Raw genomic sequence first — 14,076 nt, 5'->3', positions numbered from 1 at the left:
AAACGCACGACCTTAAGGAGCTCTAGTGGGTAACCACTTCCGTACATCCGGAGACGAGCAAGCCATTCCACAGGTGCCGCAAATCGGTACCGATGATGTGCCCGTCTCTTCCGCTGCGGATATGCAGGACCGCCTGTTCGAGCAGCCTGTCTCGCAATCCGTTTACGATGCCATGAACAACCCGACGTTCGACGTCGAGCAGTCCGCGATGCTCACCGCCGCCCAGCAGGGCGAGGCGGCCCCGTCGCCTGCTGCGGCAAATCCGCTGTTCAATATTCCGTCGCCCGCCGATCCGGCCGTGCCGCGCACGCCGAACATCCCGTCGCCCGCCGACCCTGCAGCTCCAGCAGGAGTTCCCGGCGGAGCCGGCATGTTCATGACGTCCGCCGGTCCCGCCGGCATGTCGACTGATGCCGACGAGGCGCGTCAGGTTGCCGACCTCGACGCTGCGCTTGCGAGCCCGGACTTTACCACGGTGTTCGCAGCTCAGGACATGCCCGACCAGCGTGCGCGTCAGGCTCGTGCCGCCGGCATGGAGCCCGTCATCCTCATGGAGCATGTCACCAAGATCTACCCGGCGCAGCCCAACAAGCCCGCGCTCGATGACATCAACCTCGAGATCTATCCGGGCGAGTTCGTCTTCCTCGTTGGACATTCCGGCTCCGGTAAGACCACGCTGCTCAACACCATGCTTCGCAACGTGAAGCCCACGAGCGGCCGCGTGTTGGTCGCAGGTCAGGATCTCATGCGCATCAAGAACCGCAAGATCCCGTTCCTGCGTCGTCAGATCGGTGCCGTGTTCCAGGACTACAAGCTTCTACCCAACCGTACCGCTTACGAGAACGTCGCCTTTGCCCTACAGTGCATCGGCAAGCCACGCGCCGTCATCAAGGCACAGGTCCCCGAGGTACTCCGCCTGGTGGGTCTGGCCGATCAGATGGACTCCCTGCCCGACCAGCTCTCCGGTGGCGAGCAGCAGCGTGTTTCCGTGGCTCGTGCCATGGTGAATCGCCCGCCGCTGCTCATTTGCGACGAGCCCACGGGCAACCTTGACCCGGCGATCTCGCTGGGCATCATGAAGCTCCTTGAGCGTATTAACCGTACCGGCACGACCGTGATCGTGGCCACGCATGACCGCGAGATGGTCGACTCCATGCATCGTCGCGTTATCGCCCTCGAGGGCGGCCGCGTGGTGCGCGACCAGGAGAGGGGAGGTTACGGCAACTATGGCGCCTTCTAATCTCGGCTATTCCATCAAAGAGGCTTTCCGCCACTTTTTCCGCAACTGGACGACGTCCTTCGGTGCTGTCGTTACCATTTTCCTGTCCTTGTTCATCATCGGCCTGTTCATTGTGGGCTCTGTGCTCATCAACTCCGCTATCGGCAGTGTTGAGGACCAGGTGACCATCCAGGCGTACATCTCCGATGAGGCGTCCGATGAGGATGTTGAGGATTACCTGCATAAACTGGAGCGTATGGACAACGTCAAGGGCGTTGAGTTCGTGAGCAAGGAGCAGGCGCTCGAGGAGTACAGCTCGTCGATTTCCAGTTCCGCCGATGTCACGATGTCGGCGCTCGACGGACAGAACCCGTTGCCTCGCTCCTATCGCGTCGAGATGGAAGACCCGTCTCAGGTTGAGGAAATGGCTGACAAGATCAAGGCCGACCCCGATTTCCGCAAGATTGTCGATGTCGCCAATTCCGAGGTCGAGGACAAGGATGCCGACGTGGCGGAGAACGTCCGCTATGGTCAGGAAGAGGTCGCTCGCCTGTTCCAGCTCACTGACTACATCCGCATTGCGGCCGTCGTGCTGGTTGCGCTTCTAACGTTCGTGGCGTTCATCTTCATCAACAATACAATCCGCCTGTCCATTACCGCGCGTCGTCGTGAGATTGCCATCATGCGTCTGGTGGGCGCCTCCAACGGATTCATCCGTGGACCGTTCGTTACGGAGGGCGTGCTGCAGGCCCTGTTCGGATCGCTGCTTGCCCTCGGTGCGCTTGAGCTCATCCGCAACCTCGTGATCCCTAAGGTCTCCGCGTCGGTTAGCTGGCTGAGCTTCGTGGTGCCAACTGAGGTCTACCTCGCCACGTATGGCTCGCTCGTGCTTATCGGCGTGCTCATCGGCTTGTTCGGCTCGGCCATTGCCATGAGGCGGTATCTCAAAGTCTAGGCGCATCGCCACTACGATTTGTTTGCTCGGGTGCCCTCGTTTTCCATACGTCCAGTTTTGCTGTTTTCCACTTTGGGATACAGGTTAAAAGCCGCGTGTTGGAGAACGGGGGCGCTTCCTTTATCGCTGCGGTTAATTGAAAGGAACACATGGCGCATAAAAGGCGTTCAGGTAACAGAAGAGGTGGATCGGCGAGGCCGAGAAGACAGCCCGGGCTGACGGGTATCGTGCGCGCCTACGACGCGCGCGCCGAGGTCGAAACTGCGGAAGGTGTGTTTCGCCTGAGCTCGCGTTCATTGCGCGAGGCGATGCCGGGCGATCGTGTGTATGTGAGCGTGCAGCGCAGGAATGGCGGTCAGCGTCGCGCTGTCGTCGAACACGTGATTGAGCGAGCAGTCTCGGCCATCGTCGGAACGTTTGAGCCGGCAGGGCCCTTGGGTGCGATTCGCCCGCTCGATACGCGTATTCACCAAGACTTTTTCGTGCTACCTGAAGATGATTCACCCGCGCGTCTCGGTGTGAATCCAGGGGATATCGTGGCGGCGCGCATCGTGGAGTATCCCACGCGTGTCGAGTCGGGCGTGGTAACGATCGAGCGCCGTATTGGAGATGCGAATGAGCCGAGTCTGGGTATCGAGTGCATCATGGCGCGGTACGGCTTGGTTGATGGATATCCCGAAGTAGCGGAGAGGGAAGCGGCGTCGCTGGTTGCGGATATCGAGGATGCTCTTCAAGACCCGTTGCGCCGCGATATTCGCGATCGTTTTCTGTTCACCATCGACCCGGTGGATGCGCGCGACTTCGATGACGCGATTTCGGTGGAGCGTACGGAGCGGGGCGGATGGCTGCTGAGCGTGCATATCGCCGATGTGTCGCACTACGTTGATTGGGGCAGTTCAATCGACCTCGAGGCGCGTCGGCGCTCGACCTCGGTGTATCTTGCCGATCGCGTGTTGCCCATGCTGCCCGAATGTCTTTGCAACGACATCTGTTCCCTGCGTCCGTGTGAGGATCGCCTGGCATTTACCGTTGACATGGAACTTGATGCGCGGGGCCGCGTGTACGCTTACGAGGCGTATCCCAGCGTGATTCGCTCGCGGGCGCGTTTGTCCTACGACGAGGCGGACGCCCTGCTTGCAGGCGAGGACGTGGAACTGCGTGCGGAAATGTGCGATGAGTGTGTGAGCTTCGCTGACCTGCGTGCGGCGCTGCGTTCCGCCGATGCCCTCGCCGTGGCGCGTCGCGAGATTCGTCGCAAGCGCGGTGCCATTGATTTCGATACGCCCGAGATTCATGCGCTCCTGGATGAGCAAGGATTTCCCCAGGCGCTCGTTACACGAGAGCGCACGGCGGCGACCAGTCTCGTTGAGGAGTCGATGCTGCTTGCGAACGAGTGCGTGGCGGAGTTCTTGGCCGACCGCGACCTTACCACGGCATATCGAGTGCACGAGGACCCCTCGCCTGACAGCCTTGCCGCCGCGGTGAAGACCCTTACCGAGCTGGGAGCGCTGGAAGGTGGCCTTGCAGCCGGTATTTTGGTTGGAGAGCCACAGGCCATAGCCACTGCAGTTACCAATGCCGCGTCGACGCCCTTCGCTCCCTTGGTGAACGCGCTGCTTTTGCGCGCGCAGCAACGGGCTGTGTACAAACCCGCCAACGAGGGACACTACGCCCTCGGCGCCCGTGCGTACTGTCACTTCACCAGTCCGATCCGTCGATATCCCGACCTGCTCGTCCATCGCGTGCTCAAACAGGCGCTCGCTAAACGAGAGCTGGGAAAACGTGAGATGAAGCAGCGTGCCGAGCGACTCACGGGCACGGGTTCTCAGGCGCTTGACGAGGTGTGCGCGCAGCTGTGCCGCCATGCGAGTGAGTGCGAGCGCACGGCTGATGCCGCCGCCAAAGCGTCTCAAAAGGTGAAGGTGGCTCAGTACTACGGCGTGCGCATCGGCGAGCGCGACACGGGAACCATCTCGTGGATATCCGATATGGGCGCCTTCGTCCGCTTGGATGCCACGGGAGTGGAAGGACTGGTGCGTATCGGCTCGCTGGGGCATGAATGGTGGGCCTATGACGAGTTGCGCCTCGCGTTGACGGGCGAATCGACGGGGACGGTCATTTCGCTCGGTCAGCGCGTGGTGGTCGAGATCGCGAGCGTGAACGTCCTGCGCGGGCATCTCGATTTGAAGCTCATCCACGTAAGCCCTGCGCTACACTGATATCCCAAACTATCCAGGAGGATCCCATGAATATGCCCATCGAGGCGCGCGATATCGAATATGCCGAGGACTTGCTTGCTGCGGGCGAGCTCGACCATGCCCAGATGGTGCTCGAGCCGCTAGCGGAACAGGCGGGGGAGTACACCGACGCTGTTTGTCACGATACGGAGGCGCGTCAGTGGTTCAGCTTCGCCGATGCGTTTGAGCGCCTGGCTTACCGCCGCGTTGAGAACGACCCGCGCGAGCTCACGCAAATCGAGGCGCCGTTTGATCGCCTGTATGCGGCGTTGGCGTATGTTTACATTCAAAAGCAGGAGCTTGAGGCTGCACGTGATGCGCTTAAACAGGCGGTTCGTTGGAACCCCATGAATTGCGCCCATCGTCTGAACTTGGCCGAGGTGTTTCGTGCTTTGGGAAATACCTGGGAGTGGACGGCGCTCTCCGCTTCTGTGCTCGACCGCGCTTCCACGCCGCAAGCCCTGGCGCGTGCCTATGCCAACCTGGGTCAATACTTTGTGGAAGAAGACAACCTTCGCGCTGCCGAGGCGTGTCGCCGTGCCGCGTTGCGTGCGTATGATGCCGATCCCGCCGCGACGGCTTTGGCTGCCCAGCTTGACCAAGAGCATCCCGAGCTTGCCGGGGAATCGGATGAGCAAGTCAACGCTGAGCTTGCAGCTCAGGGACTTGCTTCTGGTGCAAATGCCGAAATTGCCGTGTGTTTGCTCATGTGCGCGACTGATGCCGCCGCCGAGGGTGATCGTAACGAGGCGACGCGTTTAACGTTGCGTGCGCGCGATCTGGTGGGCGCGCCCGCGTGCGAAGCGCTCATTCGCCTGATTCATGAATCGGATGCCGAGTTGGCGTACGAGCAGAACGCCGATGTCGCTGCGGATGTTGCAGTTGCCGCGGGCACTGCCGCTGACGCTGGCACGGACGCTGACGCTTGCGATGCAAACGGCAAGGAGGTGTAACGATGGCCGGGGGATATACGCCCAAACCGCGCAAGGAGAAGAAGCTCATCGCCAAGAATCGCTCCGCACATCATGAGTACTTCATTGACGAGACCTTTGAGTGCGGTGTCGAACTGGCTGGTACGGAGGTTCGCAGCCTGCGAGAGCGCGCTTGCCAAATCACCGATTCGTTCGCGCTCATCCGCAATCGCGAGTGCTGGCTGCACAACGTGCACATTCATCCGTATTCCAATGGGTCCATTTTCAACCGCGACCCCGATCGCCGCCGCAAGCTGTTGCTTCATCGTAAGCAAATCGACTACCTGGATGGCAAGTTGCGCGTGCGCGGCACCGCGCTTGTGCCCCTGGAGCTCTACTTCAACGAGGACGGCCGCGTGAAGCTGCTGCTGGGTCTTGGTCGTGGCAAGAAACTGTACGACAAGCGCGAGGACATGGCAAAGCGTGATATGCAACGCGAGATCGAGCGTGCGCTCAAGGAGCGCAATCGTTAGAATGTTGCCGTTGCGGTGCGATTGTCAACACATGGCTGCGGGAGAGCGAACATGGTTGCGGGTAATGCGCCGTAAAGGCGCAACCGTTGAACGAATCGAGTGAAATACGCAGCTTCGTGCGGGTATGTACCGCTAAGATGTGGTGACTTGCGTGTTGCCGGCGATTTTGAACTTCGCTGGTGTTCGTGTTTTTGTTACCATGGTGATAGCAATCTACGACAAGGAGGTTGTCATGTCCCTCGATTCAAAAGCGATGTTCTCTATGAGCTACGGCCTGTACGTGGTGAGCGCCGAGGCTGATGGTCAAAAGGCGGGCTGCGTTATTAATACGGCGGTCCAGGTCACGTCCAAACCTATTCGCATAAGTGTTGCCGTCAATAAGGACAACGTGACGGCTGGCGTTATCAAGCGTGCGGGCGCTTTTACCGTCACGGCGCTCGACCAGACGTCCGACATGCTCTACATCGGCAACTTCGGTTTCCGCTCGAGCGATACCTACAACAAGTTCGAGAAGTACGAGACGGCAGTGTCCGAGGTCGGCAGCCCGTATTGTCCCGAGCACGCTTGCGCCATGTATGCTTGCAAGCTGATCGATACGGTTGATGTGGGTACGCATTACCTGTTCATCGGCGAGGCCGTTCAGGCAGAGAAACTGTCGGATGAACCGCCGCTGACATACTCCTACTATCACGAAACGCTCAAGGGCAAGACCCCGCCCAAGGCTTCGAGCTATCAGGGATAGTTTGTTATCACGGGTTAATTCGAGGGGAAAGTGGATATACTCTCCTCAGTGTTCATACGCTTTGAAAGGAGCCATCATGGCTGACAAGACCTACAAGTTCGTTTGTACCGTGTGCGGTTACGAGGTCGAGGTTGACACCCCCGAGCTGCCCGAGGATTTCGTGTGCCCCGTTTGCGGCGTGGGTGCCGATCAGTTCGAGGCCGTCGAGGAGTAATTCTCGGTTGCTTTTCACTCGGAGCAATTGATTGCTTGGGGACGCGTTCCAGCTGGAGCGCGTCCCTTGCTGTTATTTGGGGCATCTTCATGCCACGCGCTAATCGATCGCTCATCGACCACGTTGCCTATGCTTTCTTGCTGTTGCCTGTGTCTTCATGCCATTACCTATGGCTTTTTGCGTTTTAGGGCATTCAAAGTGCAGGATTTCATAGTCATCAGCGAGCTTCCATAGGCAATGGCGTCTTGCCATAGGCAATGAGGAGGTTTTTTCCTACATGTAGTTACTCATGCCCCTACTGCCAGCCATATTTCTCTGCTGTTGTCTATGACTTTCTTCCTTTTGTAGTTCCTAAAAGGCAGAAAACCACAGACAGCGGTAAACCGCCATAGATAACAGCGTGCTATTGCAACGGAACTCCAGCGGTGGAGAGCAGTTTGAAGAACTCAACTGTGTCAAGTGCGTCGGCATAGGAGAAGCGAAGGACTCTTGCTCCGGTTAGGTTGAGACGAGACTCGCGAATGCGCTCTCGCCGCATTGCTTGAACAGCAGAGACGACGTTCCTTTCGTTAAATTGCGCATAGGGATTGCCGCGTCCGAGGTACTTTTCCAATCCATCCAACTCGTCAATAATGGTACTTCCGCCGGGAAGCTCCCAGAAAAAGTCAACGCGCTTAAAATGACCTGGCTGTAAAGGATCCTCAATTTCAACCTGCATTTCCGGCGCGGCAAACCCCAGTTCAATAATGATTGCTCGGACAATCGATTCTCCTCCGTTTTCGCAGGCGCCGTCTGCATATGCGAGCGTTCGACGTGCCTGGCCGATGCCGTGACGTCTTCTGCCATGTTTCAAGAAATATTGCTCAAGTTCCTCTTTCGTGGTGAGCTGGTAATGCAGGGCAGAGTCGACGATTGCCAGTCCGTGTCGAAAACTGGAAGCGCATAGGCAGTCGAGTAATGTGGCGAGAAGGTCGATGCAAGGAACGTTATCGGAACTGGTGATAGACGAATCATGGAGCGTATGGGATTGGATGTAACCGGATGTCTTACGCCAGTTTGTGTTCGGCGCGATGGCAATATGTGTGACATCGAGCAAAGATTCAGAAACCTGCAGCCCATGGATAAGTGCTGCCGAATAAAGGCAAAAGACCCAGTTTGGGTGAATGCGATGAATCGCTTTGATAACCGCACGCGCTCTCATGCGAGCGTTGAGGCGCTCGAAAGATGCAGTCTCTGCATATGCTCCAGGATAGGGCATGACAACTTCACCGCTGGAAACGCGTGTGTTAAGGCTTCGTCGTTCGGTTGAAGTTGACGGGACGAGCAGCTGTCCGATTGATGAGGCGTAGGCAAGTTGGCGGCTCAAAGCTAGGTTTGTTCTCAATGGGTGCCTTCCAGTTAAAGTCGAGTGAGCGTATGCGAAGACCATACCCGAAAGGGTGTCTGATGCGGATTCCATTGCGTCTAATTCGCATCTAAAAGTGCAGTTGCATGAAGGTTTTGCCATGGGCGGTACGCTGCGGACGGTCGATATAGTCGGCAACCGGTATCCGTCTTGAGAAGGCGTTATTTCCCTGTGGAAAACTTTTCTGGCGAGCTTTCTCTTGTTTTTGGCTCCTTGTTGCGGTTTATCTCTTCGTGTTGTTGCCTATGGATTTGCTGCATTGCCTATGGCCTCGGGTAGTTATCTGTGCTTTTGCTGCAACGTCTATGGTCTCGAGCGGCTGTCTATGGTTTTCTGCGTTATCAACTCCTCAAAGTGCAGAAAACCATAGGTAACAACAGCTGACTGCAGGCAGCAGCGCCCCGCCATAGGCAACAGCGTCCTGCCATAGGAAACAGCTGCTTTTCATAGACAATAGAGTGTGTCCTCTCCTTGCCCGTAGTTCCCTCTGTGTTGTCTATGATTGCTTGCTGTTGCCTATGGTTTTCTTCCTTTTGGGATGTCTAAAGTGCAGAAAATTGCAGGCAACAGCAAGGGGGCATAGGCAACGGAGCGCCATCATAGGCAACGACAAGGGGACATAGGTAACGGAGCATGCGGCTGCTGAGTGGCTTGCGGATGTTGAGTGGCTTGCGGCTGTTGAGTGACTTACGGCTGATGAATGACCTGCAAGCATTATTGAGAATTCGGCTGTTTCTTGAGTTGTGCGGCGCGCTCGCGGTTTTCCGGGCAGAATTGGTCGAGCAGCGAATGGAAACGGGCGTTGTGGCTGGGTTCCAACAGATGCACGAGCTCATGGGCAACGACGAATTCCAAACATTCGGGCGGATACGCTGCAAGCCCCGAGGCGATGCGGATGGCTCCCGTTTTTGGGGTGCAAGATCCCCAGCGTGTCTTCATGCTCCGCACCGACCATCGCGTGGCGTGAACACCCATTACTGCCTCAAGACGCTCGTTAACGGGCGGGAGTGCTCGCTTGACTTCAGCTTTGTACAGGTGATTGAGCCGCTCGTTAAACTCCTCGGCAGACAAAGCCTGTAAAGATGTCTCATCGAGGTCGAGCACCTGTGCAGCGTCGACGTTCTCTCCCCATAACGCGATGGTCGTGGGCCGTGCTAGTTCGTTTGCCTCTTGGCGTTTTGTCCACCTGTTGCGCGCGTGCACTCGCGCGGCAATCCATGGTGCCTTGCGGTTGAGAAAACGCTCGGCAGTGCTCACGGGGCACCGAAGGGGAATGCTCAGCAGGACATCACCCTCGCGCGTGACTCGCAGGTTGAGATTCTTCACGCGTTTTCGCGTCACGCGAACGGGGATGGAAGCGCCGTCGGGCGTGATAACGGCAAGGTCAAACGCTGCGGGCATGCATCCTCCTTTCATGTGGCATCGCATCGAGCGGCCGAAAACACGGACAGTCCAGTATAGTAAGTCAGGTTCGTATACCCAACCAAGAAATGAGGACCCATGTCCAACAACGGAAAGAACGTCAAGGCGCATTATCGCGGCACGCTCGACGATGGCACGCAGTTCGACAGCAGCTATGATCGTGGCGAGCCCATCGCCTTCACGTGCGGCGCCGGTCAGATGATCAAGGGCTTCGATGCCGCCGTCATGGATATGCAGGTGGGCGAGAAGAAGACCGTTCACATTCCCGCCGCTGAGGCATACGGCGAGCGTCGTGAGGACCTGATTCTCAACTTCCCCGCCGCTCAGGTGCCCAACATCGAGCAGATCAAGGTGGGCGACAAGCTCTTCCTGCAGGGCCCCGGAGGCATGCCGGTTCCCGTGAGCGTGATCGAGGTCACGACTGAGGGCGTTGCCCTTGACGCCAACCACGAGATGGCGGGCAAGGACCTCAATTTCGACATCGAACTCGTGGAAGTCGAGGACTAGCGCCGGCGCCGCCGTACGGATAACATACCTATCAATGGGGGCGCAACACACAGGAGAGAGGGCGCCCCGTAACGGAAAGGGGCACATATGCTGCTCGAAGGTAAGAAGGCAATCATCACGGGCGGTACACGCGGCATCGGCTACGCGATCGCCGAGCGTTTCATCGAGGAGGGTGCTGCGGTAACCGTGTTCGGTTCGCGTCAGGAGACGGCGGACGCGGCGGTCGAGAAGCTCCTCGCCGATCACCCCGAGGCCAAGGTCTGGGGTCGCACCTGCAACCTCGCCGAGATGGATGAGGTCGTCGAGGCGTTCACCGCCGCAGCCGAGGACATGGGCGGTCTTGACACCGTGGTCAACAACGCGGGTATCTCCCAATCCGCGCCGCTGCTCGATTACACCGCCGAGGACTGGAAGAAGGTCATGGACCTCAACGTCACCGCGGTCTTCAACGGCTCTTACGCCGCTGCCAAGCTGATGGAGGAGGCCGGTCACGGCGGTACCATCACCACCACGAGCTCGATGGTCGCCAAGTACGGTCAGCCTGCCGGTGTGGGCTACCCCACGTCCAAGTTCGCCGTCAACGGCATGGTCCAGTCCCTGTGCCGCGAGCTCGCGCCCAAGGGCATCCGCGTGAACGCCGTGGCCCCGGGTATCACGCGCACCGACATGGTCGCCGCCCTGCCCGAGAAGATGATCGCCCCGCTGATCGCCACCATCCCGCTGGGTCGCATGGGCGAGCCCGAGGATGTCGCCAACGCCTTCGTGTACCTGGCGAGCGACATGAGCTCCTATGTCACCGGCGCCGTCATCCCGGTCGACGGTGCCGCCCGCGCGTAAAACGCGGTCACATAGCCAACATGCACGAAGCGGCTCGGAGCGATCCGGGCCGCATTTTTTGTGCGAAGACCGCGCGCGAACGAACAAGCCGTGCAGGAAACGTGGTTCATATGAAAAGCGAACACATGTGCGTCAATTTGGCGATACACTAGACGTTCGGGTGCACATGCTCCCGTGATTTACGTTCGGTTTCGATCAGATAGGATCTCCATGTCTGATTCCAACATCGTTATCAAGGGTGCGCGCGAGCACAACCTGCGCGACATCGACGTCGAGATTCCGCGCGACGAGCTCGTAGTCATCACGGGCCTTTCCGGCTCCGGCAAGTCGAGCCTGGCGTTCGATACCATCTATGCGGAAGGCCAGCGCCGCTACGTCGAGTCGCTTTCCAGCTATGCGCGGCAGTTTCTCGGGCAGATGGACAAGCCCGATCTCGACTCAATCGACGGTCTTTCACCCGCCGTTTCCATCGACCAGAAAACGACCTCCAAAAACCCGCGCTCCACGGTGGGAACCGTCACGGAAATCTACGATTACCTGCGTTTGCTCTTTGCCCGCATCGGTACACCCCACTGTCCTGAGTGCGGCCGCGAAATCGTACGTCAAACGACGGATCAGGTTGCCGATAAGATTCTCGAAGCGGGGGAGGGGCGCCGCGCCTTTGTGCTTTCTCCTGTGGTGATGGGTCGCAAGGGTGAGTTCACCAAGTTGTTGGAAGACCTGCGTGCCGAAGGCTTTTCGCGCGTGCGCATCGACGGTGAGGTCCGCGGTCTCGACGAGACGATCGAACTCGACAAGAAGTTCAAGCACACCATAGAGGTTGTGGTGGACCGTATCGTGATCCGCGAATCGAGCTTAGGCCGCATCGCGGAGTCGGTGGAGCAGGCGACCAAACTCTCACACGGTAACGTGAGCGTATATCTGCTGCCCGACCGCGATGCTCCCGAGGGCACCGAAGGCGACCTGCTTTCGTTCTCGCTCGCGCTCGCGTGCCCGGAGCACGGTCACTCCATCGACGACCTGCAGCCACGCGATTTCTCATTTAACGCGCCCTACGGTGCTTGCCCTGAATGCGACGGACTTGGTTTCAAAAAGGTCGTGGACGCAGAGGCGTTGATCGAGGACCCCGGCCTTTCCATCGAAGAGGGCGTGTTCGGCTCGTTCTTCGGCAAATCGAATTACTATCCGCAGATTTTTCGCGCACTGTGCAAGCATCTGAAGGTCGACCCTGCAACGCCGTGGAAGGACCTGCCGCCGCGCGTGCGTAAGACGTTCCTAGACGGTCTGGGCGACAAGAAGATGCGCGTGGATTACAAGACGCAGGACGGCCGCGACACCCATTGGTTCACCAAGTACTCCGGCGTACGCAACATCCTGTTCGAACGCTATACCGAGAGCACGAATGAGAATACCCGCGCCAAACTCGAGCGGTTTATCCGCGAGGAGCCTTGTACCACGTGCCACGGCGCGCGTCTACGCCCCGAAATGCTCGCTGTCACCGTGGGTGGCAAGTCCATTTACGAGGTCTGCTGCATGAGCTGTCGCGAGTCGCTGGAATTCTTCCGCGGTCTTGAGCTCACCGAGCGCCAGCAGCTTATCGGCCATGCCATTGTGAAGGAAATCATCGAGCGTTTGCGTTTCTTGGTCGATGTCGGTTTGGACTATCTCACGCTCGATCGCGCTTCGGCAACGCTTTCGGGTGGCGAGGCGCAGCGCATTCGCCTTGCCACGCAGATCGGCGCCGGTCTCATGGGTGTGCTCTACATCCTCGACGAGCCGTCGATCGGCCTGCATCAGCGCGACAACGAGCGCCTGATCGCCACGCTTGAGCGTCTGCGCGACATCGGCAATACCGTCATCGTCGTCGAGCATGATGAGGACACCATTCGCGCTGCCGACTTTGTGGTCGATATGGGCCCGGGTGCGGGAGAAAACGGTGGTGCCGTGGTGTGCGCCGGAACGCCTGAGGAAATCATGGCGTGCCCCGAGTCGCTCACGGGCGCGTACCTCACGGGCAAGCGCATGGTGAAGCTTCCCGCTGAGCGTCGCAACCCCGGACGCGGAGCGCTCAAAATCACGGGGGCTACTGCCAACAACCTGCACAACGTTACCGCGCAGATTGAGTTCGGCACGCTCACGGTGGTGACGGGCGTGTCCGGTTCGGGCAAGAGCTCGCTGGTAACAGATACCATCGCACCCGCCCTCACCAACGCCATCCATCGCTCGGCGCGCGTTGTCGGTCCGTATAAGAAACTTGAAGGCATCGACCAAATCGACAAGGTCATCGACATCGATCAGAGTCCCATCGGGCGTACACCGCGCTCGAACCCGGCTACGTACATCGGTTTGTGGGACGACCTGCGCGCTCTGTTTGCGAGCGTGCCGGAATCCAAGGCCCGCGGTTATTCGCCTGGACGCTTTAGTTTCAATGTGCCCGGCGGTCGCTGCGAGGCGTGTAAAGGCGACGGCCAAATCAAGATCGAGATGCACTTCCTGCCGGATATCTACGTGCCGTGCGAGGTGTGTGGCGGCAGGCGCTACAACCGCGAAACGCTTGAGGTTCGTTACCGTAACAAGACGATTGCCGACGTACTCGACATGTCGGTGACCGAGGCGCTTGCATTCTTCGGCAACATCCCGCAGATCAAGCGCAAACTGCAGACCCTCTACGACGTGGGCTTGGGCTACGTGCGCTTGGGACAGCCCGCCACAACGCTTTCGGGCGGTGAAGCGCAGCGCGTGAAGCTCGCCAAGGAGCTGCAACGTAAGCAGACAGGCAAGACGTTCTACATTTTGGACGAGCCGACCACGGGACTGCATTTCGAGGATGTCCGTCAGCTCGTGGATGTGCTCCAGCGTTTGGTCGATGCGGGCAACACCGTATTGGTGATCGAGCATAACCTCGACGTAATCAAGGTCGCCGACCGCATCATCGACCTCGGCCCCGAGGGCGGCAATGGTGGCGGTACTATCGTGGTTTCGGGCACGCCTGAGCAGGTTGCCGCTTGCAAGGAGAGCTACACGGGCCGCTTCCTCGCCCCGCTCCTCGAGCGCGACCGCGCCCGCATGGCTGAGTACGAACATAAAGAATAGA

12 protein-coding genes are annotated in these 14,076 nt (G+C 58.8%); 10 read left to right on the top strand and 2 right to left on the bottom strand.

Translation table 11 applies throughout. From position 1 onward, the window contains the following. Positions 1-25: 25 nt before the first annotated feature. From ftsE to C1711_RS03120, 7 genes are all read left to right on the top strand, one after another. Positions 26-1,240 carry a cell division ATP-binding protein FtsE gene (gene ftsE, locus C1711_RS03150; RefSeq protein WP_102337759.1) on the top strand — a complete coding sequence of 405 codons (1,215 nt, stop codon included), beginning with the start codon at positions 26-28 and terminating at the stop codon, positions 1,238-1,240. Further along, positions 1,227-2,174 (top strand): permease-like cell division protein FtsX, encoded by a 948-nt coding sequence (ftsX, locus tag C1711_RS03145; protein ID WP_102337758.1) that lies wholly within the window; start codon positions 1,227-1,229, stop codon positions 2,172-2,174. The genes ftsE and ftsX overlap by 14 nt, the downstream gene beginning before the upstream one ends. 227 nt (positions 2,175-2,401) lie before the next feature. After that, a complete protein-coding gene (locus C1711_RS03140) occupies positions 2,402-4,393 on the top strand; it encodes a ribonuclease R family protein (RefSeq protein WP_234346200.1) in 1,992 nt (663 codons plus the stop codon). A 26-nt stretch (positions 4,394-4,419) separates the two neighbouring features. Beyond that, the gene (locus C1711_RS03135) at positions 4,420-5,364 is read left to right on the top strand and encodes a hypothetical protein (RefSeq protein ID WP_102337756.1); all 945 of its coding nucleotides are present in this window, start codon (positions 4,420-4,422) and stop codon (positions 5,362-5,364) included. Between the two features lie 2 nt (positions 5,365-5,366). Continuing rightward, positions 5,367-5,855 carry an SsrA-binding protein SmpB gene (gene smpB, locus C1711_RS03130; RefSeq protein ID WP_102337755.1) on the top strand — a complete coding sequence of 163 codons (489 nt, stop codon included), beginning with the start codon at positions 5,367-5,369 and terminating at the stop codon, positions 5,853-5,855. A 232-nt stretch (positions 5,856-6,087) separates the two neighbouring features. Continuing rightward, a complete protein-coding gene (locus C1711_RS03125; RefSeq protein ID WP_102337754.1) occupies positions 6,088-6,597 on the top strand; it encodes a flavin reductase family protein in 510 nt (169 codons plus the stop codon). 76 nt (positions 6,598-6,673) lie between these two features. Beyond that, positions 6,674-6,811 (top strand): rubredoxin-like domain-containing protein, encoded by a 138-nt coding sequence (locus C1711_RS03120; protein ID WP_102337753.1) that lies wholly within the window; start codon positions 6,674-6,676, stop codon positions 6,809-6,811. A gap of 403 nt (positions 6,812-7,214) precedes the next feature. Here the strand turns inward: C1711_RS03120 and C1711_RS03115 are convergent, their stop codons facing one another. Together C1711_RS03115 and C1711_RS03110 are read right to left on the bottom strand one after the other, a co-directional pair. Beyond that, positions 7,215-8,069: a hypothetical protein gene (locus C1711_RS03115; protein ID WP_102337752.1), complete on the bottom strand. Its 855-nt coding sequence runs from the start codon at positions 8,067-8,069 to the stop codon at positions 7,215-7,217. A gap of 861 nt (positions 8,070-8,930) precedes the next feature. Further along, positions 8,931-9,617 carry a M48 family metallopeptidase gene (locus C1711_RS03110; RefSeq protein ID WP_102337751.1) on the bottom strand — a complete coding sequence of 229 codons (687 nt, stop codon included), beginning with the start codon at positions 9,615-9,617 and terminating at the stop codon, positions 8,931-8,933. A 99-nt stretch (positions 9,618-9,716) separates the two neighbouring features. Here C1711_RS03110 and C1711_RS03105 point away from each other — a divergent pair, with 99 nt between their 5' ends. The 3 genes from C1711_RS03105 (at position 9,717) to uvrA (ending at position 14,075) form a co-directional block, all read left to right on the top strand. Then, entirely contained in the window at positions 9,717-10,145 is a 429-nt protein-coding gene (locus C1711_RS03105) for an FKBP-type peptidyl-prolyl cis-trans isomerase (protein WP_102337750.1), read from the top strand. An 87-nt stretch (positions 10,146-10,232) separates the two neighbouring features. Then, a complete protein-coding gene (locus tag C1711_RS03100) occupies positions 10,233-10,982 on the top strand; it encodes an SDR family NAD(P)-dependent oxidoreductase (RefSeq protein ID WP_102337749.1) in 750 nt (249 codons plus the stop codon). A 210-nt stretch (positions 10,983-11,192) separates the two neighbouring features. Next, complete coding sequence (gene uvrA, locus C1711_RS03095) at positions 11,193-14,075, top strand: excinuclease ABC subunit UvrA (RefSeq protein WP_102337748.1); 2,883 nt, start codon at positions 11,193-11,195, stop codon at positions 14,073-14,075. The last annotated feature ends 1 nt before the right edge of the window (position 14,076 follow it).

The organism is Collinsella provencensis, from assembly GCF_900199705.1.
GTDB classification, from domain to species: domain Bacteria; phylum Actinomycetota; class Coriobacteriia; order Coriobacteriales; family Coriobacteriaceae; genus Collinsella; species Collinsella provencensis.
Note: the sequence above shows the minus strand (reverse complement) of the source record. Positions and strands in the feature narration are given on the sequence as shown.